The following is a 22,438-nucleotide window of genomic DNA, read 5'->3' as shown; positions in this document are numbered from 1 at the left end:
GTATCGAGTTTCCTGCATGTTAAAGCGCGTGTTTTACAGCCTGTTGGTCCTGGTAGGCTTGCTGCTGTTGACGGTGCTTGGCCTCGATCGGTGGATGAGCTGGAAAACAGCGCCCTATATCTATGACGAGCTACAGGATCTCCCCTACCGCCAGGTTGGCGTCGTGTTAGGGACAGCCAAATACTATCGCAAGGGTGTCATTAATCAGTACTATCGTTACCGTATCCAGGGCGCGTTAAACGCTTACAATAGCGGTAAAGTCAATTACCTGCTGCTCAGCGGCGACAATGCCCTGCAAAGCTATAACGAACCGATGACCATGCGCAAAGACCTTATCGCGGCGGGCGTCGATCCTGCGGACATTGTGCTTGATTACGCTGGCTTCCGTACGCTTGACTCCATTGTGCGTACCCGCAAAGTGTTTGATACCAACGACTTTATTATCATCACTCAGCGCTTCCACTGCGAACGCGCCTTGTTTATTGCGCTGCATATGGGCATTCAGGCGCAGTGTTACGCGGTACCTTCGCCCAAAAATATGCTGACAGTGCGCCTGCGCGAATTTGGCGCCCGCTTTAGCGCGCTGGCGGATCTCTATATTTTTAAACGCGAACCGCGTTTTTTAGGCCCGCTGGTACCTATCCCCACGCAGCATCAGGTGCCGAATGACGCCCAGGGGTATCCGGCCGTTACGCCGGAACAATTGCTTGAACTGGAAAAGAAAAAAGGGAAATGATCATGGATGTACAGACGATATTTGTCATATTAGCCTTTCTGCTACTCCCGCTTTTTTGCTTCCGTGAGGCCTGGAAAGGCTGGCGAACCGGCGCGGTAGATAAAGTTGTCAAAAATGCGCGAAAACCGGTTTATGTCTATCGCCATGCCGATCCCGTACAATATTGGTCTTATCTTTTTCTTTATACCGGTTGCGGTTTTTCATTTACTGGAATGATTATTTATCTTCTTTTTTATCGTTAATCTATTTACTATCCCTTTAAAATTGAGAATAGTTATTATTATGATATAAGGAACAAATGCTGTTTTGCATTCTGGTTTCATTTTTTTGTGAATTCTTTCACAGAATACCCTTCTTTCAATGCTTAGGCTGGCGGTAGATTTTGGATCATTAAAACGCGTTATTTGCGTTTCGCCTTAATTTATTCAAGCATTAAGGAAGATTATATGCCGCAACAAAATTATCTGGATGAACTCACGCCTGGTTTTACGCCATTACTGGCAATAAAAGAGGCTTCACGTTGTTTATTATGTCACGATGCGCCCTGTAGTCAGGCTTGCCCGGCGCAAACCGATCCGGGGAAATTTATTCGTTCTATTTACTTTCGCAATTTTAAAGGCGCAGCGGAAACTATCCGGGAAAATAATGCGCTTGGAGCCGTCTGCGCCAGAGTCTGTCCGACGGAAAAATTATGCCAGCGCGGATGTACACGTTCTGGAATAGATAAACCTATTGATATTGCACGCCTGCAACGTTTTATTACCGATTTTGAACAGCAGACTGCCATGCAGATTTATCAGCCCGGGAGTAAAACACGCGGGAAAGTCGCGATTATTGGCGCGGGTCCGGCAGGTTTGCAGGCAAGCGTGACGCTCACGCATTTAGGCTATGACGTCACCATTTACGAAAAACAGCCGCAGCCCGGCGGATGGCTGCGTCACGGCATCCCGGCATTTCGTCTGCCGCAAAGCGTACTCGATCAGGAAATTGCCCGCATTGTAGAAATGGGCGTCAATATTAAATGTAATTGTGACGTGGGCGGGTCGCTATCGCTTGCGCAACTCAAAGCCGAATATCGCGCCGTGCTGATGACCGTCGGGATGTCCTGTGGCTCTGATTTACCGTTATTTGAGCAAGCCAGTCACGTAGAGATTGCCGTTGATTTTTTACAGCGCGCCCGTCAGGCCGACGGCGATATTAGCGTTCCGCGTAGCGCATTAATTATTGGCGGCGGCGACGTAGCGATGGATGTCGCCAGTACGTTAAAAATTCTCGGCTGCCCTTCCGTCACCTGCGTGGCGCGGGAAGAATTAGCCGAATTCCCCGCCAGCGAAAAAGAATTTACCAGCACGCAGGCATTAGGCGTATCGATTATTGATGGTTTTACGCCTGTCGCCGTCAACGGAAATAAAGTGACCTTCCACCATGTACGCCATTCAGGAGAACTGACGCTGGAAGCGGAAAATATTATTTTGGCCGTGGGGCAGCACGCACGACTGGATGCCTTTGCGGAGATAAAAGCGCAGCATAATATTATCGACACGCACAATTATCAAACCGACGACCCGGCGATCTTTGCCGCTGGCGATATTGTTAAAGGCGATAAGACCGTCGTTTATGCGGTAAAAACCGGAAAAGAAGCCGCTCAGGCTATTCATCATTATTTAGAGGAGGCCTGCTCATGTTAACAAAAGATTTGTCTGTTACCTTTTGCGGCGTTAAGTTTCCCAATCCGTTTTGCCTTTCTTCTTCTCCGGTAGGCAATTGTTATGAGATGTGCGCCAAAGCCTATGATACCGGCTGGGGCGGGATCGTTTTTAAAACCATTGGTTTTTTTATTGCCAACGAAGTTTCTCCACGTTTTGACCACCTGACGAAAGAAGATACCGGTTTTATTGGTTTCAAAAACATGGAGCAAATTGCTGAGCATCCGCTGGAAGAGAATCTGGCCGCCATTCGACGGCTAAAACAGGATTATCCGGATAAGGTGCTGATTGCTTCCATCATGGGGGAAAATGAGCAGCAGTGGCAGGAACTGGCGCGTCTGGTTGAAGAAGCCGGCGCGGATATGATTGAGTGTAACTTCTCTTGCCCGCAGATGACCTCGCACGCCATGGGAAGCGATGTAGGGCAAAGCCCGGAGCTGGTTGAAAAATACTGCCGCGCCGTAAAACGCGGTTCATCTTTGCCAATGCTGGCGAAAATGACGCCGAATATTGGCGATATGTGCGAAGTCGCGCTGGCCGCCAAACGCGGCGGGGCCGACGGTATCGCCACCATCAACACCGTGAAATCCATTACTAACATCGACCTGAACCGCAAAATCGGGATGCCGGTGGTTAACGGTAAATCCAGTATCTCCGGTTATTCAGGAAAAGCGGTGAAACCCATTGCGCTGCGTTTTATCCAGCAGTTGCGAATGCACCCTGAACTGCGCGATTTCCCGATTAGCGGTATCGGCGGCATTGAAACCTGGGAAGACGCTGCCGAATTTCTGCTGCTGGGCGCGGCGACCCTACAGGTGACGACAGGCATTATGCAATACGGTTACCGCATTGTAGAAGATATGGCGAGCGGCCTCAGCCACTATCTGGCCGATCAGGGATTTGCCTCATTACAGGAGATGATCGGGCTGGCGAATGGCAATATTATCCCGGCGGAAGATCTGGATCGCAGCTATATCGTCTATCCGCGGATTAATCAGGAGAAATGCGTCGGCTGCGGACGTTGCTATATCTCCTGCTATGACGGCGGCCATCAGGCGATGGAGTGGGATGAACACAGCCGCACGCCGCATTGCAATACGGAAAAATGCGTCGGTTGTCTGCTGTGCGGTCATGTCTGCCCGGTCGCCTGTATTGATTTAGGCGAGGTCGAATTTAAAAAAGGCGAAAAAGAGCACGCGTTAACGCTGTAGCTCGCGGTATGAAGCCCGGCGCGCATTTTCGCTGCGCCGGGTTATCTGATAAGCAAAGTAATAGGTCTGGATAACTACTTCTTACGCGCGTATTTCAGCGAGTCCAGCGCCACGGCGAAAATGATAATGCCGCCTTTGATAATGTACTGCCAGTACGGGTTTACCCCGATATAGGTCAGGCCATAGTTGATGACGGTAAAGATAATGACGCCGGTCACCACGCCGAAAACCGTCCCCACTCCGCCGCTAAACGATACTCCCCCGACAACGCACGCGGCAATCGCATCCAGTTCATACATAAAGCCGAGGTTGTTGGTGGCAGAACCAATACGCCCTGCTTCCAGTAAGCCGCCGAAGGCATAAAACACGCCGGAGAGCGCATAAATCATCAGCAGGTTCAGCGCCACGTTTACGCCAGAAACTTTCGCCGCCTCCGGGTTGCCGCCAATAGCAAAAATGTTTTTACCAAAACGGGTCTTATTCCACAGCACCCAGACAAACGCTACCGCAATCAGAGCGTAAAAGGTGATGTAGGAGAGCCGGAAACTGCCCATCGCCACAAAGCCCTGTGCAAAGGTGGAAAAGCCGCTGTCAAAGCCGGAAATGGGCGAAGCGCCGACAAAGTCATAGTAAAGGGAGTTGATCCCATAAACGATAATCATCGTGCCAAGCGTGGTAATAAACGGCGTCACGTTCAGGTAAGCAATGATGATGCCGTTCACCAGGCCAATCACCGCGCCAATCGCGCAGACAATCAGGATGACCAGCGCAATCGGCATGGTCGCCATTTCCGGAAACACTTTATTGGCGTTTTCCATTGATTGCAGTAATGTTGCCGCCACGACCGCCGCCAGCCCTACCTGACGCCCCGCCGACAGGTCTGTCCCCTGGGTGACGATGAGTCCCGCCACGCCCAGCGCGATAATAATACGTACCGAAGATTGCGTCAGAATATTACTTAAATTCAGCAAACTTAAAAAAGTCGGGTCCTGGAAAATAATAATCGCCAGCAACACTAAAAGAACGACGTAAATTCCGCCCTCTTTCAGCCAGGTCAAAAAGCTTTTCTTGTTTAACGCACTCATAAGGAGCCCCTGATCTTAAAGGTGCAAAGAAGCAAGACGCAAAATTTCGTTTTGCGTTGTTGTTTTAGTATCGACAATGCCGGAAACGAGACCGTTACTCATCACCAGGATACGATCGGTAATCCCTAACAGCTCCGGCATTTCAGAAGAGATAATGATGATCCCCTTGCCTTTTTTCGCCAGTTCCGCAATAAGCTGATAAATTTCAAACTTTGCGCCGACATCAATGCCGCGGGTCGGTTCGTCCAGCATTAATATTTCCGGCTGCGTTAATAGCCAGCGACCAATGATCACCTTTTGCTGATTGCCGCCGGAAAGCGAACCAATTTGCGTGCGATGCCCCGGCGTTTTTACCCGCATGGAGTCAATGACCCATTGGGTGTCGCTTTTCATCCGGGAATTATCCAGTAACCCCACTTTATTTTTATAATTACGGATATTCGAAATTAATGAGTTAAATCCGATATCCAGATAGGCATAAATTCCGGTAGAACGACGCTCTTCTGTCACCAGCGCAAAACCGTGGTTAATCGCTTCGTTCGCAGTGTGATTATTAATTTTCTTGCCATGTAAAGTGATTGTCCCGGACGACTTCTCACGAATGCCAAACAGCGTTTCGACGATATCGGTACGCTTTGCCCCAACCAGACCGGCAATGCCCAGAATTTCGCCCTTGTGCAAATCAAAGGAGACATCGCGAATGGAAGGCTGGCGCAGCGAGGTCAGGTGACGAACCTCCAGAATCACGTCGCCCGGCTTATTTTCTTTATCCGGAAAGCGCTGGTTCAGGGAACGCCCGACCATCATCGCAATGATCTTATCCATATCCAGCCCTTCCAGCGGCTGGGTGGCAATCCACTGACCGTCGCGCAAGATAGTAATTTCATCGCACAATTGAAAAATTTCTTCCATTTTATGCGAGATATAAACAATGCCGCAGCCGCGTTCTTTCAGCTTGCGAATAATGGTGAACAGATGATTAACCTCTTTCTCAGTTAACGATGAGGTCGGTTCATCCATAATAACGATCTTAGCGTTATAGGAAAACGCCTTCGCAATTTCGATCATCTGCATTTGCGAAACGGATAACGTTCCTACGCGCGCGCGCGGGTCAATATCGATATCCAGTTCATCAAATATCGCTTTGGTATCCTGGTACATTTTATCCTGGTCGACAAACATACCTTTGGTGGGATAACGTCCCAGCCACATGTTATCCATGACCGAACGTTGTAATACCAGGTTTAACTCCTGGTGTACCATCGAAATCCCATTCTCCAGCGCTTCTTTCGCCGAATGGAAGTCCACTTCTTTTCCCTGAAATACAATGCTGCCGGAATCTTTTTGGTAAATACCAAAAAGACATTTTAATAATGTTGATTTGCCTGCGCCGTTTTCGCCCATTAATGCATGAATAGAGTGCGGACGAACGTTTAAGTTGACATTATCAAGCGCTTTCACGCCGGGAAATGATTTGTTAATGCCACGCATTTCCAACAAATATTCACCCGACGACGGAGAGATCGTGCTGCCCATAATGATACCCTGTCGGCCTTTTTAATTATGACTATCCGCGCCGGATGGCAAAAGAAATACGTTATCCGGTCTGCGGCGCGTCACCCTTCCACGGTTTCAGGGCGCAACAAAATTGCGCCCACAGACGGAAAAGTTATTTTTGGGTAAATTCGCTCAGATTGTCTTTGTCCACGCCGACATAAGGCACGCGCACGATTTTGTTCTCAATCTTCCAGTTGGTGCCGTCAGCCGCGCCCTTGCCTTCGGCGAGGTTTTTCGCCAGATCGAATGTCGCTTTCGCCTGATTGTTGGCGTCATTCAGTACCGTACCGGCCATCGCGCCCGATTTCACCAACGCCAGAGCTTCCGGTAACGCATCGACGCCAAAGACCGGAATCGACGATTTATTATGCGCTTTCAGCGCCTCTACCGCGCCCATCGCCATCGCATCGTTATTCGCGATAACCACTTCAATCTTGTTAGCGTTCGGGCCAGACAGCCAGGCATCCATCTTATCTTTTGCCTGCGCGGTATCCCACATGGCGGTGTCTAACGCCAGTTGCTCGGTCTGAATACCTTTAGCATTTAACTCTTTCACCACATACGTCGTACGGGCTTCAGCATCCGGGTGCCCCGGCTCGCCTTTCAGCAGAACATACTGAATTTTACCGTCTTTATTCAGATCCCAACCCTGATTCGCCTGCCAGTGTTTGGCAATCAAGTCGCCCTGAATCACACCGGATTCTTTAGAGTCAGTCCCGACATAATACGCCTTGTCATAGCTGTCCAGCGCTTTGCGGGAAGGCTCTTTGTTAAAGAACACCACCGGCACATTTTGCCCGCGCGCTTTCTCAATCACCGTACCGGCGGCTGCCGGGTCGACCAGGTTAATCGCCAGAGCCTTAACCCCTTTCGCCAATAAAACGTCAATTTGATCATTCTGTTTGGACTGATCGTTTTGCGAGTCATTCATCAGTAGCTGAACATCCGGCGCGGATTTGCCATCTTTTTCAATAGCCTTACGCACCACGGACATAAAGTTATCGTCATATTTATAAATCGTCACGCCAATACGAGTATCAGCCGCGTGCGCGTGCGCGCCGAATAACAGACTTGCCATCACGGCAGAAAGGGTCAGTACCTTCTTATTCATGGTAGCTCCGGTTTTATTATGTAGGGTATAGCGTAAAAAAATGCCCGGCTGTTCAGCACGTTAACGCGTGTTACTGAACGCCGAAGCGTATTTAGAGCCTATCCCACCAGGCGTTATTGGCGCAGCCAGTTTGGACACGGACAGCGCGCAAAAACCGGAGCGTACACGTAGTACGTGAGGTTTGACTCGCTACGCTCGCCCTTCGGGCCGCCGCAAGCGGCGTTCAAAACGCTAACGCGTTTTGGCGAGCACTGCCCAGGTCCAAAATGGCAAGTAAAATAGCCCTAATGGGATAAGCTCTTATTCAACTCTTTATTTTTGTCCGGTAGTCGCGGGATATTGTGATAACGGTTTTTATAAGCGAAATACCCCAGCAAAACTGACAACTAACTGTTACACATTAGTTACAGTGCGACAAACGTTGTCATCATAGCTATCACAATGTTAATAAACTGTGAATTTACTCACAGATTGAAAACGGTTACATGCGGGGCGTAATCAGTTAGTGATCAGTACCGCATTCTGTCGCCACGCCACCGAATGGCGCCGCACCAGGGTCGGCATAAAGCAGTGCGTCGCCGTGATATCCAGCGTACCTGCAGCCCCCTGTAACGCCAGCTCGGTCGCGATTTTCGCCATAGAAGCAATAGGATAGCGCACGGTAGTCAACTGAGGATCGGTATAACGAGCAATAGGGATATCGTCGAAACCGATGACAGACAGATGCAAGGGAATGGCGATGCCGTTGTCTTTTAACGCCGTCAGCGCGCCCGCCGCCATGTTATCGTTATAGGCAAATACCGCCGTCAGTTGCAGATTGCGTCCCAGCAACTCAACCATTGCCGACTCGCCGCCCTGCATGTCCGGCGTGCCGGTGCCTATCCAGCTCTCCGACGCAGCAATCCCCTGCTCTTGCAGCGCGTGTAACCACCCTTCTCTGCGCATCGCGTCATCTTCAATACGGTGGCTGGAGGCCAGGTAGCCGATGCGTTGATGTCCATTATTCAGCAACATTCGGGTCGCCATTCTGGCGCCGCTCACATTGTCGAGACAGACACAACGATGCGCATAACCCGGCACGATACGGTTAATCAGCACCATACCGGGGATCTGATCCATAAAGTCGCTCAGCTCGCGATCGGTTAAGGCTTTTGAGTGAACAATCAATGCGTTACAACGCTGACGGATCAAGACTTCAATCGCATGGCGCTCTTTTTCCGCCTCATGATAACTGTTGCCAATGAGAACATATTTCTGGTGCTGCTGCGCGACCAGATCTACGGCTTTCACCAGAGCGCCGAAAAAGGCATCGGAAACATCCATGACCACGACACCGATGGTATCGCTCACCTGAGTGGCCAGCGCTTGCGCATTCGCATTTGGTCGATATCCCAGCAGGGTGACGGCCTGCATAACGGCGTCACGGGTGTCGGGACTAACCAACGCGCTGTTATTCAGTACGCGGGAAACGGTCGCTACAGACACGCCAGCCTGGCGCGCTACATCACGAATGGTGATCATATTCACTGCCCTGTTTGAGTTCAAAAATGCTCACAAATGCCCCGTTAGCAGGCGGCTATTTTGTCAGCACCCTGCCCAGGGCTGCGTGAGAAACATCACAGGGATGGAAACGGTTACAGCCATTTTGTTAATGAATGTGATCCAGATCGTTATCTGAGCGATCCTGACGCGCGCAACGTGAGTTGACGCCATAACCACTCGACCGGTCCCTGTCGCCAGAAACGTAGCCAGATGACGGAAAAGAGAAGGTTTATTGCCCATACCGGAACGACAAAGAACAAGAGTTCCAGTCGATTGAATTTCATAAATAAGCCAAACTGATAAAACAGCGTGGTACAGATGATCGTCTGCAGCAAATAATTGGTCAGCGCCATTCGCCCTACGCAGGCAATGGCAAGCGTCAGTCTGCATCGGCTAAGCTGCGGCCAGAAGCCAAACATCAGCGCGGCATAGCCCAGCGTTTGCAACGGCGCGCTCAGTTCACGCGGCGCCTGCAATAAAAAGGCGCACCAGCGGTACGCCCAGTCCAGCCGCCATTGTAAAATGACCGCAGGCAGGTTGATCAGTAGCCCTAACGCCACCAGCAGAGCCCCGGTACGGCGATAGTGCCGCAGACTGTACTGACCTTTCAGCCAGCCGCTACGCATTAGCGCGGCGCCCAGCAGCATCATACCCGCCAGTTGCCAGCCATACTGCGCGCCGAGCGCCAGTAAACTATTCGACAGCATCTCTGCCCGGTTGCTGATAGCCTCCATGCCGCCGTTCAGCTTCCAGTATTTTTCATACAATATTGCCGACGCATCCGGCGTCCAGGCGCGGCTGGTTTCGCTACTCGATACCACGCCCAGCAGCAGTAGCACGCCAATCCCTACCAGATAAAGGAGTATGCCGGTATTGAACAGGCTTTTTACCGAAGGCGCATCGCGTATCAGTCGCCAGCAAATTAACCCGACCAGACCGTAGGCCAGCAGAATGTCGCCGTCCCAAAAGAATAACGCATGGATAAAACCTAACAGTACCAATAGCGTTAAGCGCGACTGAATCCACTGTTTACCACGCGGAAGCAGCATTTGTAGCCCCGCGCCAAACAACAACGCGAACAGCGTAAGAAACTTAGCCTGCGCCACAATATCGAGAATCGCCCAGGACCAGGCGTCTTCGGGAACGATCGCGCCGTACCAGGCGGGATTGAGATAAGCCGCCTTCGGCAATCCAAAGGCGCTAATGTTAAGAAGCAGGATACCGAGGATAGCGACGCCACGTACAAAATCCAGCGTGACATTACGTTCCATCGTCTCCGCCTTAATCATGGATGATGGCGAACGGCACGCAGAAACTCCTGGCGCGTATTCTGGCTGGACTTAAACAATCCGCCCAGCGACGTCGTCGTCGTGGCGCTGGTTGCATCACGAATACCGCGCGCTTTCACGCAGTAATGCACCGCATCAATCGATACCGCTACATTATTGGTGCCGAGCAAGGTTTGCAGCGCCGTCAGAATTTGTTGGGTCAAACGTTCCTGAACCTGCGGACGCTGGGCGAAGAATTGCACGATGCGGTTAATTTTCGACAGGCCGATCACGGAATCTTTGGGGATATACGCGACGGTCGCTTTGCCATCAATGGTCACGAAGTGATGTTCACAGGTGCTGGTCAGCGTGATATCGCGGACGGTGACCATTTCATCCACCTTCATTTTATTTTCAATGAGGGTAATTTTCGGGAAATTGGCATAGTCGAGGCCGGCGAAAATCTCGTCAACGTACATCTTAGCGATACGATGCGGCGTTTCCATCAGACTGTCATCGCTCAAATCGAGATTCAGCAACTGCATAATCTCAGTCATATGCCCTGCGATTAGGCTTTTTCGCGTTTCATTATCCAGTTCATCCATAGGCGGGCGCAGCGGCGTTTCCAGCCCCCGGGCAACCAGCGCGTCATGAACCAGGGCCGCTTCTTTACTGAGTGATGGCATTAATCGTGTTCTCCTGCAGGTGTGGCGCCTCTGCCCTGCATGGGGCAAAGTTTGTCAATATTGTGACAGTGTGATTATTGTGCGTGAGGTAGCGCACATAATCCAGTATTCACGCCCATAATTGTTGAAATTGTCGCTGCCTTTCATGACATCTTTTCCGGTGCGAGAATGCTGGCAGGACAAAGGGCATATTTGTTAACGCAACGTTATTTAAATGATGAAGCATGTTTATGTATTACGGAAGTGAAAGTTACTCACAACGCGGTGAATAATCTGTATTATGAAGAATCTGCATACCTTATCAGGTTCACCATAAAAGGAGCCCCCGCATGGAAATGCTCGAAGAGCACCGATGTTTTGGCGGCTGGCAGCAGCGCTGGCGTCATCATGCCGCCACGCTAAACTGCGCCATGACATTCAGCATTTTTCTTCCGCCGACTCAGGATAATGAACCGCCTCCGGTACTGTACTGGTTGTCCGGGTTGACCTGCAATGATGAGAATTTTACTACCAAAGCAGGCGCGCAGCGTATCGCAGCAGAACTGGGCATTGTATTGGTGATGCCGGATACCAGTCCACGCGGTGAACAGGTCGCCGACGATAGCGGATACGATTTAGGCCACGGCGCCGGGTTTTATCTCAATGCCACACAGCCGCCCTGGGCCAGCCATTATCGCATGTACGATTACCTGCGCGATGAGCTTCCGGCGCTTATCCAGACACAGTTTAACGTCAGCGACCGTTGCGCCATCAGCGGGCACTCGATGGGCGGCCACGGCGCATTAATCATGGCGCTGAAAAATCCGGGCAAATACACCAGCGTCTCTGCTTTTGCGCCTATCGTCAACCCCAGCCGCGTGCCGTGGGGAATCAAAGCGCTTACCGCTTATCTCGGCGAAGATGAATCAGCCTGGACTGAGTGGGATAGCTGCGAATTAATGCTGGCCAGCCAGCCGCAGGACGCCATTCCTGTGCTCATCGATCAGGGCGACAGCGATCAATTCCTCGCCGATCAGCTTCAGCCCGCCGTACTGGCGGAAGCCGCGCGGCAAACCGCCTGGCCGATGACGCTACGAATCCAGCCTGGCTACGATCATAGCTATTATTTTATTGCGTCCTTCATCGAGGACCATCTGCGCTTTCATGCCCGGTATTTACGGGACGAGCGTGAGACGTCACCAACATAATGAATTTTCCAGCGCCGCGCTGTAGTTCACCTCCTCCGACTGCGGCGCGGAAGATTTATTATTTAAATCCGCGGCCTGCTGGCGTACCTGAAGGCGGCCGCTGCCCTCTCCGCCTTCATAACTTTCGTGAAAATTACGCAGCTCGGATTCAAACAGCACCGCATCAAGATTATGCAACTTATCCAGCGCCCGCAGGAGAGAAATTAGCGTATCAAGATTGAGCCCTCCCCCCTTCTCGATACGCTTGATGGTAGCGATGCCAACGTGCGCGCGATCGGCAAGCTGCTGCTGGGTCATCGAAAGAGACAGACGCGTCTCCTTTAAGCGGGCGCACAACGACAGGATAATCTCGTCGTTATTCATCGTATTGTATTTCACGCTGTTACCCTCTCTTGCGCGGCTGAATTTTCCCCAGCGAACCATGATACGTTTCACGGTATTTAGCGCTCATGTCTTTACCGGTCTCGTACATCGCAGCAATGATCTCATCGAGCGAAATACAGGGTTCGCTTACGCGGCTTATCGCCATCGTCGCCGCGTTTATCGCTTTCACGGCAGAGATGGCGTTTCTCTCTATGCAGGGAATTTGTACCTGTCCGCCCAGCGGATCGCAGGTCAATCCCAGATGATGTTCCATGGCAATTTCAGCGGCGCTCAGCGTTTGCTCCACGGATGCGCCCATCAGTTCAGCCAGGCCCGCCGCCGCCATTGAGCACGCCACGCCGATTTCCCCCTGACAGCCAACTTCAGATCCCAGAATAGAGGCGTTTTGTTTAAACAACATCGCGATAGCGGCGGCGGTCAGGAAGAAACGGGTCAGAGCACCGGGCTCCAGCGGCGTGACAAATTTATCATACCAGCAGAGCGCTGCCGGAATGATGCCGCACGCGCCATTGGTTGGCGCGGTAACAATCTGTCCGCCGCTGGCATTTTCTTCGCTTACCGCAATCGCGAAGGCATTGACCCAGTTCAGCGCGGTTAAAAAATCGCTGGCGGAACGGTTAGCCTGTAACGTCTTATGTAACGCACAGGCGCGCCGCGGTACCTGATAGGGACCGGGTAATACCCCCTCAGTATGCAGGCCGCGATAAACCGCCTGCTGCATCACGTCCCATATTTGCGCCAGATAATGCTGCAACGTCTGTGGCGAGTGGCGGCACAGCTCATTTTTCATCATCAGCGCCGCCACGGACAGGCCATTACGTCGGCACAGCGCCAGCAACTGCGCGGCATGACTAAATTCAAAGGGCGACACTGTACGCAAAGGAAGCGATGGCGTCAGCGGCTCGCCATGTTTGCGAACCTGTCCGGCGCCGGTCGAAAACCAGGTCTCTTCATACACCGTGAAATAATCATCTCTGGCGCGAAACGTCATGGCATAAGGATGGCCTGGATGCGCCTGGTGATTGGCGATAATCTTGACTTTTATCGTGATTCCGCCCGCGTCAGAGAGCGGGAGTTCGATTTTGTTTTCATTTTCCGCACGCTTAATCACCGCCATATGCGAACGGAGATCGACATTCTCCGGCTGGCAACCCAGCAGCCCAAGATACAGGGCGGTATCCACATTGTGGCACTTGCGGCTTAACGATAACGCGCCATACAGCTCGATTTCAATTTCCCGAATTAGCGGCAACGTCTCTTGTTCTCTGAGCAATGAAATAAAATGACAGGCGGCGCGCATCGGCCCTACGGTACGTGAGCTGGATGGACCTATTACTATTTTGAATATATCAAGGCAACTCTCCATCGTTATATCAATCCTTTCAGTCTCATTCGCGTTCAGTAATAAATAACATCCTCGCACAGTTGGCATATCAAAAGTGATACCTTTTGTGTCTGAACTTTACCTGGTATCAAAAACAACGCTTTTTTAGCCCTTTTCTGGCTGTGATATCTGTGATAGCACGAGATTCCACGCCGCAAAAGAGCCATTATAATACCCGTAAATTAAGGGAGTTATCATATGAGCATTATTTATTTTATTACTACACAGGATATCGATACGTTTCAGAAAAAATTACAGGAAACGTTATTTAATGCCGTCACCATGCCGTTTCCGCTATTATTTGATAAACGTTATGCCGCGCTTATCAATACCGCTTATTTAAAGCTTACGCTGCCAGCGGAATGTCTGACGCCTGAATTTTATCGCTATTTACGCGAACTCTCATTGCAATGGCAGTTTGATTTTTTTATTAAGCCGCAGCCACTGCCTGCTAACGGTATTATCGCGTTTGATATGGACTCGACATTTATTGCGGAAGAAGGCGTGGATGAAATTGCCCTCGAGCTTGGCATGTCGACGCAAATCACCGCCATTACCCAACAGGCGATGGAGGGCAAGCTTGATTTTAACGCCAGTTTTACCCGACGTATCGGAATGTTGAAAGGCACACCGAAAGCAGTGCTGAACGCCGTATGCGATCGCATGACCCTTTCGCCAGGCCTGTTAACTATTCTGCCAGTCATTAAGGCCAAAGGATTTAAAACCGCGATTATCTCCGGGGGACTGGATATATTCACCCAGCGTCTAAAAGAACGGTATCAACTGGATTATGCCTTTTCGAATACGGTTGAAATACGCGATAACGTTCTGACGGATAACATTACTTTGCCGATTATGAATGCCGCAAACAAAAAACAGACGCTGGTTGACCTGGCTGCCCGGTTAAATATTGCCACGGAGAATATTATTGCCTGCGGCGATGGCGCCAACGATCTGCCGATGTTAGAACATGCTGGCACCGGTATTGCCTGGAAAGCGAAGCCGGTTGTACGGGAAAAAATCCACCATCAGATTAATTATCACGGTTTCGAATTGCTTCTTTTTCTTATTGAAGATGAATTATAACGCGACTCACCTCGCCGGAAGGGAATTTTAAAATGAGTATAAAAACATTTATTTTCAGCCAGCCCGATAAGCCGATTGTAAAAGAGAAAAAAGAGATAGACCAGACCTATAAAAAATTTCGTTTTGAGATTATCGCCTCGGTTTTTATCTCTTATGCCGTCTTTTATCTTACCCGTAAAAACTTCTCCGCCGCGATGCCGGCCATGCTGACGGAAACGTCGCTGACCGCAGAAGACTTCGCCATTATGTCTTCCATTTTTTACATTCTTTATGGCGCGATGAAGTTTGTCGGCGGGATGCTGGTCGATAAAATTAACCCGAAAGCCATGACCGGCCCGGTGTTGATTGGCGTGGGGATTGTAAATATTCTGTTCGGCTTTTCCGATAGCGTGGCGGCATTCTACGTGCTGTACAGTCTCAACGCGATCTTACAGGGCACCAGCTTTCCGCCGATGGCGAAAATTATGGCCTCGTGGTTTTCGAAAAACGAACGGGGACGCTGGTGGGCTATCGTTGAAGCGGCGCACAATATCGGCGGCAGCCTCGCGCCGCTGCTGACCAGCTTTGCTATCGCCTTTAGCGGTAGCTGGAAAATGGGGTTTTATGTTCCCGGCGCTATTTCGCTGCTGATGGGGATAGTGGCGCTATTTACCATTAAAGATCGTCCCGGTACGTTAGGTTTGCCCAACGTGGGGCAGTGGCGTAACGACCCGACGGAACTGGCCCAGGTCAAGGCCAGCCCGGTCAACCTGAGCTTCTGGCAGATTTTTGTGAAATATATCCTGACCAATCCACTGGTATGGATCATTATTATCGGTGATATGTCGGTTTATATTGCGCGCACCATCCTTAACGACTGGCCGCAGATTTACTATTCGCAGGTTCACGGCTGGAGCCTGATAAAAGCGAACTCAATTATTTCCTGGTTTGAGGCGGGCGGACTGGCAGGTGGGTTGCTGGCAGGCTACTTGTCTGACTTTATGTTCAAAAGTAACCGCTGGATGACCGGATTAATCTTCGCGTTAGCGCTGTGCATATGCATCGTACTGGTGCCGCTGGTTCAGGATACCTCTTACACCCTCACCGCAATTCTGTTCACCATCATGGGCTTCGCCTTATACGGACCGCATATGCTTTTTGCCGTCGGCTGTCTGGATGTGACCCATAAGGATGCGGCGGGATCGATTACCGGCTTTCGGGGATTGTTCAGCTATGTCGGCGCGGCAATGGCCGGTGTGCCGGTAATTATGGTGAAAAATAGCTGGGCGTGGTCGGGCGTTTATATCTATGCGCTAATCGCCATTCTGCTAACGACTCTGTCGCTGGCGCTGCTCTCCAGGCTGCATCGGTTATAACATTCTGGCGACAGCGGCAAAACGCGGCTGTCGCCAGTCTCTGTCAGAAACGGTAATCCACCGCCATAAAGTAACGACGTCCGTCTTCGGTATAACCGTAGTCGTCGCGTTTGAGATCTTTATCGCCCACGTTCAGAACGCCCGCACGCAGTTTAACGTTTTTCGTCGCCTGCCATGCCGCGCCGGTATCCCAGACCACGTACCCGCCCGGCGTTTTCGCCGTTGCGCTGTCGGCCCGCTTACGCCCGGTATAATTCCCTGATACGTAGAATGACCAGTCTTCGAGCTGCGCCGGTTTCCAGTCCAGCGTACCGTTCGCGGTGTGGAACGGCAGATCGGAAAGCGGCTTGTTCCCGCCATTACTGACGTCGCGTCCGTCGTTATAGGTGTAATTCAACGACAGTTTCCACGCCTCGTTAAACGGAACTTTCAACTCGGTTTCCACGCCCTGAATACGCGCTTTATTCACGTTGTAATAACGGAAGACTGGAACGCGCTGTCCCCGACTGTTGGTTTCGAAACCGACAAAGTTGGAATAGCCGGGCGCGGCGTTAACGTCAGGGGTACGACTAATGCTGATGCGATTGTCCACATCGTTACGGAACGTGGTAACGCTCGCTTCCACGCCCTCCAGTATGCCTTCTTCGCCACGGTAATAAAGGCCGAGCTCCCAGCTTTCACTGGTTTCAGGTTTCAGATCCGGGCTACCGATAATGCGGCATCCGCCACGGCAGGAGTTGGTCGCCCAGTCCGGACTTAATTGCAATAGCGACGGCGCTTTAAAGGCCGTGGCCCACCCACCTTTCACCGTCAGGGTATCCGTTGCGTTATAAACCAGATAAGCACGCGGGCTCCAGTGATCGCCATAGGTTTCATGGTCATCCATACGAATACCGGTGGTCAGCGCCAGCGGTTCGAAGATGCGCCACTCATCTTCAAGGAACAGAGCATACTGGCTGGCGGAGGTTTTAGTACTGGAACCGCCGGTCAGGTTCACCGCATCGCTCAGTTTATCGTGACGCCATTCGCCGCCGAAGGTAAGGAACTGGTTGACAGCCGCTAACGGCAGAACGTATTTCCCGTCAATCGAATTGCTTTCTGACGTGATAGGGCTACTGTTGCCGGGGTTTTTGTTTTCCACTTTTTCGCCGTAGAATTTGAGCTCACTATTGCCGAGATCCCAACGTCCGTTATGGCTCAACGCATAGTTTTGCCGTTCCAGACGGTTTTTATCCAGCGAGTCGGAGTCCCGGTCCTGGCGATCAAAACCGTAACCTGCGGTAACGTCATGATTTTCGTTTGGTGTCCAGGCAAACTCGACGTTTCCATCCCGGCTGGTAAATCCTTCAATGCGCGGCGTTTCACCCGTAGCGGTGGTGGCGGAACTCTGCTGCTCGTCTTTTTCGCGTTTCGCCAGGCTACCGTAGGCTTTCATTCCCAGCACGCCGTCGATCAGCGGACCGCTGGTAAAGAACTGACCGTTATAGGTATCGCCACGGTCGCGATGTTCCTGAATAGTGGAGTCAACCGTGACGCTGCCGTGCCATTTCTGACCAATTTTTTTGGTGATAATGTTGACCACGCCGCCCAGCGCATCGGAGCCATACAGCGAGGACATGGGGCCACGCACCACTTCAATGCGTTCGATAGCGTCAACCGGTATCCAGTTCAGATCAAAATCATTATGGCGGAAGACCGCGTTACGGGAGTTAACGCGCTTACCGTCGATCAGGATCAGCGTATAACTGCTGTCCAGACCACGAATACTCACGCCTTTACGGTTATCCCCTTCGTTAGTGAGCTGTACGCCCGGCACCTCTTTCAGGACATCTTTCAGGTTTTGCACGGGCCTGCGCTGTAAATCTTGCTGGGTAATGACGCTGATACTTGCTGGCGCATCTTTCAGATTTTGTTCGATGGCGGACGCGGTAACGACCATGGTTTCACCATCATCCGTTGCCGCGGCAACCGGCCAGGCCAACGTAACTGCGGACATACAAAGCCCTACCCGAACGAAAGGGTTAAACCTAAACATTCCATTTCTCCATGAGGTAAATACGACAAAAAAATCGGTTATCGCTCACAACGCATTACGTTTCGCCTGCGATAACGGTTATCACGGCGAACTCTTTTTATGCAGGCGAGTCGGGCTCATGAGTGACGGTCGCGCCCGAATCTTCATCCTTTCTGATTTCGATCGTAACGATAAAGCAAACGATAATAATTATCAATTTAATTGTTAATAATTATGTCATTTGAACCAATCATAAAGAAAAAACAAAAAACCCTCTCGAATGAGAGGGTTAGAAGGGTCAGGTTCAGGCAGTCCGTGCCGGATGGCGGCATAAAGCCTTATCCGGCCTATGACGAGAATACTACGTTACTTTTTAACGCGTTCCGGGAAGTGCATTTCGCTATAGCGCACGAAATGCGTACCTTTTATCAGCTTGTAGCCGAACCAGATAAGCAGGAACAGCGGAATACCGATATAGGTCGCCGCGACACCGCCCCAGTCGATGGTATCTTTCAGGAACGCTTCATAGTTCTGCCCCAACGTAATAATCAGGCACAGTACAAAGGCGAAAATCGGCCCCAGCGGGAAGAACCCGGAACGGTACGGCAAATCATTCACATCATACCCTTGTATCACGTAACCGCGACGGAAGCGATAATGGCTAATGGCAATCCCCAGCCAGGCGATGAAGCCCGTCATACCGGAGGTGTTCAACAGCCACAGATAGACCGTCTGGTTGCCGAACATTGAGGTCAAAAAGCAAAGACCGGCAATCACGGTGGTGGCATAAAGCGCATTGCGCGGTACGCCGCCGCGGGACAATTTCGCAAAAATACGCGGGGCCTTACCGTCACAGGCCAGGGTGTAGAGCATACGGGTCGAGGCATACATCCCGGAGTTACCCGCAGACAGTACCGCCGTCAGGATAACCGCATTCATTATCGCCGCCGCAGACAACAAGCCCGCATGCTGGAACACTAAGGTAAACGGACTGACGCTAATGTCTTTGACGTCGTTACGCAGCAGGTTTGGATCGGTATAAGGAATGATCAGGCTGATAATCAAAATCGCGAAAACATAAAACAGCAGAATACGCCAGAACACCTGACGCACCGCGCGCGGAATATTCTTCTCCGGGTTTTCAGATTCCCCGGCGGCAATACCAATCAGCTCAGTTCCCTGGAAAGAGAAGCCCACGATCATCGCGACGCCAATCATTGCCGCAAAACCGCCAGCGAAAGGCGCATCGCCCGTCGTCCAGTTGCTCCAGCCGACCGGCTCGACACCTTTAAAGATGCCGATAATCATCGCTACGCCAACGATGATGAAGATAATAACGGTCGCGACTTTAATTAACGAGAACCAGTACTCCGCCTCGCCAAAACCGCGTACAGAAATGTAGTTCAGCAAGAAAATGACGCAGAGGAATAGCGCGCTCCAGATCCAGCCCGGCGTGTCCGGGAACCACCAGCCCATCACCAATTGTGCGGCAACCAGGTCAACAGCGATAGTCACCGCCCAGTTGTACCAGTAGTTCCAGCCCAGCGCGAAACCAAAGCCTTCTTCCACATAGTTTTGACCATATGTCGCAAACGAGCCAGATACCGGCATATAGGCCGCCAGCTCGCCAAGACTGGTCATCAGGAAGTAGACCATCAAACCAATCAGAATATAAGAAAACAGCGCGCCGCCTGGCCCCGCCTGAGAAATTGTCGCACCAGATGCAACGAAAAGACCTGTCCCGATGGAGCCGCCAATGGCAATCATCGTCAGGTGACGCGCCTTTAATTCGCGACGTAGCGCGGGCGCTTCTGTGGTTTTAGTTTTGGAACCCATGTGAAAATGCTATCCATCCAAAAAATGAGGCGCGATTGTAACAGACGAAATACTATCCTTCCGACACAAATGCGCGGTTATAAGAGACCTTCATGACCGGCCACGGATTATAAGTAAAGCAGAGAATAACGTATACGTAAGCGGATACTAAAAATGGCGATGCCGCCCGGGCAGCCCTCCTCTTCACCTTTATTCACAGTAACTCAAAAAACGCTGCAACGCGTTAGAAAGATGTTTCTGCCGATGATGAACACGCCACAACGTGCGCACCAGGCGCGGTAACGGCACCGCGACTTCGCCCAGGGTTCCCGCCTGAAGTTGTTCAGCAATCACCCGGCGCGATAAACAGCTTATCCCCAGTCCATGACGCACCGCATGTTTGATCGCTTCTGAATTCCCCAACTCCATCGCCATATGAAAGCGCGGCAAATGCGACAACAGCAAATAATCGACAATTTCCCGCGTACCGGAACCGCGCTCGCGTAAAATCCATGGGGATGCCGCAAGCTGTTCCAGCGTCACCGGCCCCTGCGTCAGCGGCGAGGACGGCGCGGCAAAGACCACCAGCTCATCTTCCAGCCACGGCTCAGAGATAATCTCTGTACTGTGACATGGTCCTTCAATCAGGCCGATATCAACCCGAAAATCCAGCACCGCGTTAATCACGTCCTGGCTGTTTCCCACGCTGAGTTCCAGCGGTAAGGCCGGATAATGCTGGCGATAGCGGGCAATCATGGCGGGTAAAATGTAATTGCCGATGGTGCTACTGGCATAAACCCGTATCGCGCCGTTATCTTCACGAAATAGCTGCTCAATTTCTACCGCTTGCTCCAGCAATGCCAGCGCGCGCGGATATAACAAGCGCCCATGTTCGTTGACCACCAGCCGTTTCCCCACCCGATCAAACAACTGTACGCCGAGCTGACCTTCCAGATCGGTGAGCGCGGCGCTAACGGCGGACTGCGATAATGACAGCATGACCGACGCCTGGGTTGTTGAACCGCTTTTCAGTACTTCAGCAAACACTTCAAGTTGTCGTAGCGTAATATGCATAGTCGTATCCCACCGATAGCGTTTCACTTACCACTTATAAAGATTAATTATAAATATATAATCAATTTTATTTTTAAACCAGATCACCGTAACCTTATTGTCCATATACAGGAGAAGGTTATGACAGAACTCACCTTGCAGAATCATCGTCGTACAATGTGGCATTTTATACCGGGGCTCGCTCTGAGCGCCGTCATTACAGGAGTCGCCCTGTGGGGCGGCGCTATCCCTGCCGTTGCAGGCGCGGGGTTCAGCGCCCTGACCCTGGCTATCCTGCTGGGTATGGTTATCGGGAATACCGTCTATCCACAAATATGGAAACAATGCGACGGCGGCGTGCTGTTTGCAAAACAACATCTGCTGCGTTTAGGGATTATCCTTTACGGCTTCCGCCTTACCTTTTCACAAATCGCCGATGTGGGCATTAGCGGTATTGTGATTGACGTATTAACGCTTTCCAGCACGTTCATGCTGGCCTGCTTCTTAGGCCAAAAAGTCTTTGGTCTGGACAGGCACACCAGCTGGCTGATTGGCGCCGGTAGCAGTATCTGCGGCGCGGCGGCGGTACTGGCGACAGAACCGGTGGTAAAAGCGGAAGCCAGTAAGGTTACTGTAGCCGTCGCGACTGTCGTTATTTTCGGCACCATCGCTATTTTCCTTTACCCGGCAATGTATCCGCTGCTGGCGCACTGGTTCAGCCCGGAAACTTACGGCATCTATATCGGCTCAACCATGCATGAAGTCGCGCAAGTGGTCGCAGCGGGTCACGCCGTTAGCCCGGATGCGGAAAATGCGGCAGTTATCGCTAAGATGCTGCGTGTCATGATGCTGGCGCCGTTCCTGATCATTCTGGCGGCGCGCGTTAAACAGCTTTCACCGGCGACCGGCGCGGAAAAAAGCAAAATTACCATTCCGTGGTTTGCTATTTTCTTCATCGTAGTGGCGATCTTCAACTCTTTCCACCTGCTGCCGAAAGCCGTGGTGGATATGCTGGTGACGCTGGACACGGTGCTGCTGGCGATGGCAATGGCGGCGTTGGGTCTGACCACTCACGTTAGCGCATTGAAAAAAGCGGGGGCGAAACCGCTGCTGATGGCGCTGGCATTATTCGCCTGGCTGATTATTGGCGGTGGCGCCATTAACGTCCTAATCCATAGCCTTATCGCATAAATTATTACGTTTCACGCCTGTTAACCCGTTATCATAGCGTTCGTAATGAACCGTTAGCGGGTTTAAC

The 22,438-nt window shown here is 51.4% G+C and carries 19 protein-coding genes; 8 read left to right on the top strand and 11 right to left on the bottom strand.

What is annotated here, in order from left to right; all coding sequences use genetic code 11:
* Positions 1-16 precede the first annotated feature (16 nt).
* The 4 genes from sanA (at position 17) to preA (ending at position 3,653) form a co-directional block, all read left to right on the top strand.
* Positions 17-736 (top strand): outer membrane permeability protein SanA, encoded by a 720-nt coding sequence (sanA, locus tag NA986_RS00255; RefSeq protein ID WP_000920081.1) that lies wholly within the window; start codon positions 17-19, stop codon positions 734-736.
* Entirely contained in the window at positions 733-978 is a 246-nt protein-coding gene (locus NA986_RS00250) for a DUF2542 family protein (protein WP_023216781.1), read from the top strand. Before sanA ends, NA986_RS00250 begins: the two co-directional genes overlap by 4 nt.
* A gap of 204 nt (positions 979-1,182) precedes the next feature.
* Positions 1,183-2,424, top strand: a complete 1,242-nt coding sequence (locus NA986_RS00245) for an NAD(P)-dependent oxidoreductase (RefSeq protein WP_023216780.1) — start codon at positions 1,183-1,185, stop codon at positions 2,422-2,424.
* A complete protein-coding gene (gene preA / locus NA986_RS00240; protein ID WP_023216779.1) occupies positions 2,418-3,653 on the top strand; it encodes an NAD-dependent dihydropyrimidine dehydrogenase subunit PreA in 1,236 nt (411 codons plus the stop codon). Before NA986_RS00245 ends, preA begins: the two co-directional genes overlap by 7 nt.
* 74 nt (positions 3,654-3,727) lie before the next feature.
* On the opposite strand, the gene mglC is transcribed toward preA, so the two are convergent.
* The 6 genes from mglC to folE all read right to left on the bottom strand — a co-directional run bounded on the left by mglC (position 3,728) and on the right by folE (position 10,902).
* Entirely contained in the window at positions 3,728-4,738 is a 1,011-nt protein-coding gene (gene mglC, locus NA986_RS00235) for a galactose/methyl galactoside ABC transporter permease MglC (RefSeq protein ID WP_001275101.1), read from the bottom strand.
* 15 nt (positions 4,739-4,753) lie between these two features.
* Positions 4,754-6,274 carry a galactose/methyl galactoside ABC transporter ATP-binding protein MglA gene (gene mglA, locus NA986_RS00230; protein ID WP_000535913.1) on the bottom strand — a complete coding sequence of 507 codons (1,521 nt, stop codon included), beginning with the start codon at positions 6,272-6,274 and terminating at the stop codon, positions 4,754-4,756.
* 133 nt (positions 6,275-6,407) lie between these two features.
* A complete protein-coding gene (gene mglB, locus NA986_RS00225; RefSeq protein WP_001036937.1) occupies positions 6,408-7,406 on the bottom strand; it encodes a galactose/glucose ABC transporter substrate-binding protein MglB in 999 nt (332 codons plus the stop codon).
* A 498-nt stretch (positions 7,407-7,904) separates the two neighbouring features.
* Entirely contained in the window at positions 7,905-8,927 is a 1,023-nt protein-coding gene (gene galS / locus NA986_RS00220) for an HTH-type transcriptional regulator GalS (protein WP_000628631.1), read from the bottom strand.
* A 149-nt stretch (positions 8,928-9,076) separates the two neighbouring features.
* On the bottom strand, positions 9,077-10,219 hold the full coding sequence (gene yeiB, locus NA986_RS00215; RefSeq protein WP_001619000.1) for a DUF418 domain-containing protein YeiB: 1,143 nt from the start codon (positions 10,217-10,219) through the stop codon (positions 9,077-9,079).
* A gap of 14 nt (positions 10,220-10,233) precedes the next feature.
* A complete protein-coding gene (gene folE, locus NA986_RS00210; protein ID WP_001139611.1) occupies positions 10,234-10,902 on the bottom strand; it encodes a GTP cyclohydrolase I FolE in 669 nt (222 codons plus the stop codon).
* A gap of 329 nt (positions 10,903-11,231) precedes the next feature.
* Between folE and fghA the strand changes: the two genes are divergently transcribed.
* The gene (fghA, locus tag NA986_RS00205; RefSeq protein ID WP_000425488.1) at positions 11,232-12,089 is read left to right on the top strand and encodes an S-formylglutathione hydrolase; all 858 of its coding nucleotides are present in this window, start codon (positions 11,232-11,234) and stop codon (positions 12,087-12,089) included.
* Here fghA and NA986_RS00200 read toward each other — a convergent pair.
* A complete protein-coding gene (locus NA986_RS00200) occupies positions 12,078-12,467 on the bottom strand; it encodes a helix-turn-helix domain-containing protein (protein ID WP_000876817.1) in 390 nt (129 codons plus the stop codon). The genes fghA and NA986_RS00200 overlap by 12 nt on opposite strands.
* Before the next feature lie 4 nt (positions 12,468-12,471).
* Positions 12,472-13,839 carry an L-serine ammonia-lyase gene (locus NA986_RS00195; protein WP_020899017.1) on the bottom strand — a complete coding sequence of 456 codons (1,368 nt, stop codon included), beginning with the start codon at positions 13,837-13,839 and terminating at the stop codon, positions 12,472-12,474.
* A 216-nt stretch (positions 13,840-14,055) separates the two neighbouring features.
* On the opposite strand from NA986_RS00195, the gene serB reads away from it, so the two are divergent.
* On the top strand, positions 14,056-14,943 hold the full coding sequence (gene serB / locus NA986_RS00190) for a phosphoserine phosphatase SerB (protein WP_070794477.1): 888 nt from the start codon (positions 14,056-14,058) through the stop codon (positions 14,941-14,943).
* A gap of 32 nt (positions 14,944-14,975) precedes the next feature.
* Positions 14,976-16,298, top strand: coding sequence for an MFS transporter (locus NA986_RS00185; protein WP_000023806.1), 1,323 nt, complete (start codon positions 14,976-14,978; stop codon positions 16,296-16,298).
* Between the two features lie 43 nt (positions 16,299-16,341).
* Here the strand turns inward: NA986_RS00185 and cirA are convergent, their stop codons facing one another.
* The 3 genes from cirA to yieE all read right to left on the bottom strand — a co-directional run bounded on the left by cirA (position 16,342) and on the right by yieE (position 21,201).
* Positions 16,342-18,333: a catecholate siderophore receptor CirA gene (gene cirA, locus NA986_RS00180; protein ID WP_023216886.1), complete on the bottom strand. Its 1,992-nt coding sequence runs from the start codon at positions 18,331-18,333 to the stop codon at positions 16,342-16,344.
* A 345-nt stretch (positions 18,334-18,678) separates the two neighbouring features.
* The gene (gene lysP, locus NA986_RS00175) at positions 18,679-20,148 is read right to left on the bottom strand and encodes a lysine-specific permease (protein ID WP_000534999.1); all 1,470 of its coding nucleotides are present in this window, start codon (positions 20,146-20,148) and stop codon (positions 18,679-18,681) included.
* 189 nt (positions 20,149-20,337) lie between these two features.
* On the bottom strand, positions 20,338-21,201 hold the full coding sequence (gene yieE / locus NA986_RS00170; protein WP_000548316.1) for a DNA-binding transcriptional regulator YeiE: 864 nt from the start codon (positions 21,199-21,201) through the stop codon (positions 20,338-20,340).
* A gap of 120 nt (positions 21,202-21,321) precedes the next feature.
* Between yieE and NA986_RS00165 the strand changes: the two genes are divergently transcribed.
* Positions 21,322-22,371 carry a YeiH family protein gene (locus tag NA986_RS00165; protein WP_000137966.1) on the top strand — a complete coding sequence of 350 codons (1,050 nt, stop codon included), beginning with the start codon at positions 21,322-21,324 and terminating at the stop codon, positions 22,369-22,371.
* The last annotated feature ends 67 nt before the right edge of the window (positions 22,372-22,438 follow it).

Origin of the sequence: Salmonella sp. NW177, assembly GCF_051811585.1 — a bacterium.
Classification (GTDB): domain Bacteria; phylum Pseudomonadota; class Gammaproteobacteria; order Enterobacterales; family Enterobacteriaceae; genus Salmonella; species Salmonella enterica.
The sequence above is the reverse complement of the archived record's forward strand: the minus strand, read 5'-3'. Positions and strand labels throughout refer to the sequence as shown.

What these genes read in the sequence shown, in the direction of transcription:
- sanA (WP_000920081.1), top strand. Translation starts at nt 17, where the DNA reads ATGTTAAAGCGCGTGTTTTACAGCCTGTTGGTCCTGGTAGGCTTGCTG.
- NA986_RS00250 (WP_023216781.1), top strand. Translation starts at nt 733, where the DNA reads ATGATCATGGATGTACAGACGATATTTGTCATATTAGCCTTTCTGCTA.
- NA986_RS00245 (WP_023216780.1), top strand. Translation starts at nt 1,183, where the DNA reads ATGCCGCAACAAAATTATCTGGATGAACTCACGCCTGGTTTTACGCCA.
- preA (WP_023216779.1), top strand. Translation starts at nt 2,418, where the DNA reads ATGTTAACAAAAGATTTGTCTGTTACCTTTTGCGGCGTTAAGTTTCCC.
- mglC (WP_001275101.1), bottom strand. Translation starts at nt 4,738, where the DNA reads ATGAGTGCGTTAAACAAGAAAAGCTTTTTGACCTGGCTGAAAGAGGGC.
- mglA (WP_000535913.1), bottom strand. Translation starts at nt 6,274, where the DNA reads ATGGGCAGCACGATCTCTCCGTCGTCGGGTGAATATTTGTTGGAAATG.
- mglB (WP_001036937.1), bottom strand. Translation starts at nt 7,406, where the DNA reads ATGAATAAGAAGGTACTGACCCTTTCTGCCGTGATGGCAAGTCTGTTA.
- galS (WP_000628631.1), bottom strand. Translation starts at nt 8,927, where the DNA reads ATGATCACCATTCGTGATGTAGCGCGCCAGGCTGGCGTGTCTGTAGCG.
- yeiB (WP_001619000.1), bottom strand. Translation starts at nt 10,219, where the DNA reads ATGGAACGTAATGTCACGCTGGATTTTGTACGTGGCGTCGCTATCCTC.
- folE (WP_001139611.1), bottom strand. Translation starts at nt 10,902, where the DNA reads ATGCCATCACTCAGTAAAGAAGCGGCCCTGGTTCATGACGCGCTGGTT.
- fghA (WP_000425488.1), top strand. Translation starts at nt 11,232, where the DNA reads ATGGAAATGCTCGAAGAGCACCGATGTTTTGGCGGCTGGCAGCAGCGC.
- NA986_RS00195 (WP_020899017.1), bottom strand. Translation starts at nt 13,839, where the DNA reads ATGGAGAGTTGCCTTGATATATTCAAAATAGTAATAGGTCCATCCAGC.
- serB (WP_070794477.1), top strand. Translation starts at nt 14,056, where the DNA reads ATGAGCATTATTTATTTTATTACTACACAGGATATCGATACGTTTCAG.
- NA986_RS00185 (WP_000023806.1), top strand. Translation starts at nt 14,976, where the DNA reads ATGAGTATAAAAACATTTATTTTCAGCCAGCCCGATAAGCCGATTGTA.
- cirA (WP_023216886.1), bottom strand. Translation starts at nt 18,333, where the DNA reads ATGTTTAGGTTTAACCCTTTCGTTCGGGTAGGGCTTTGTATGTCCGCA.
- lysP (WP_000534999.1), bottom strand. Translation starts at nt 20,148, where the DNA reads ATGGGTTCCAAAACTAAAACCACAGAAGCGCCCGCGCTACGTCGCGAA.
- yieE (WP_000548316.1), bottom strand. Translation starts at nt 21,201, where the DNA reads ATGCATATTACGCTACGACAACTTGAAGTGTTTGCTGAAGTACTGAAA.
- NA986_RS00165 (WP_000137966.1), top strand. Translation starts at nt 21,322, where the DNA reads ATGACAGAACTCACCTTGCAGAATCATCGTCGTACAATGTGGCATTTT.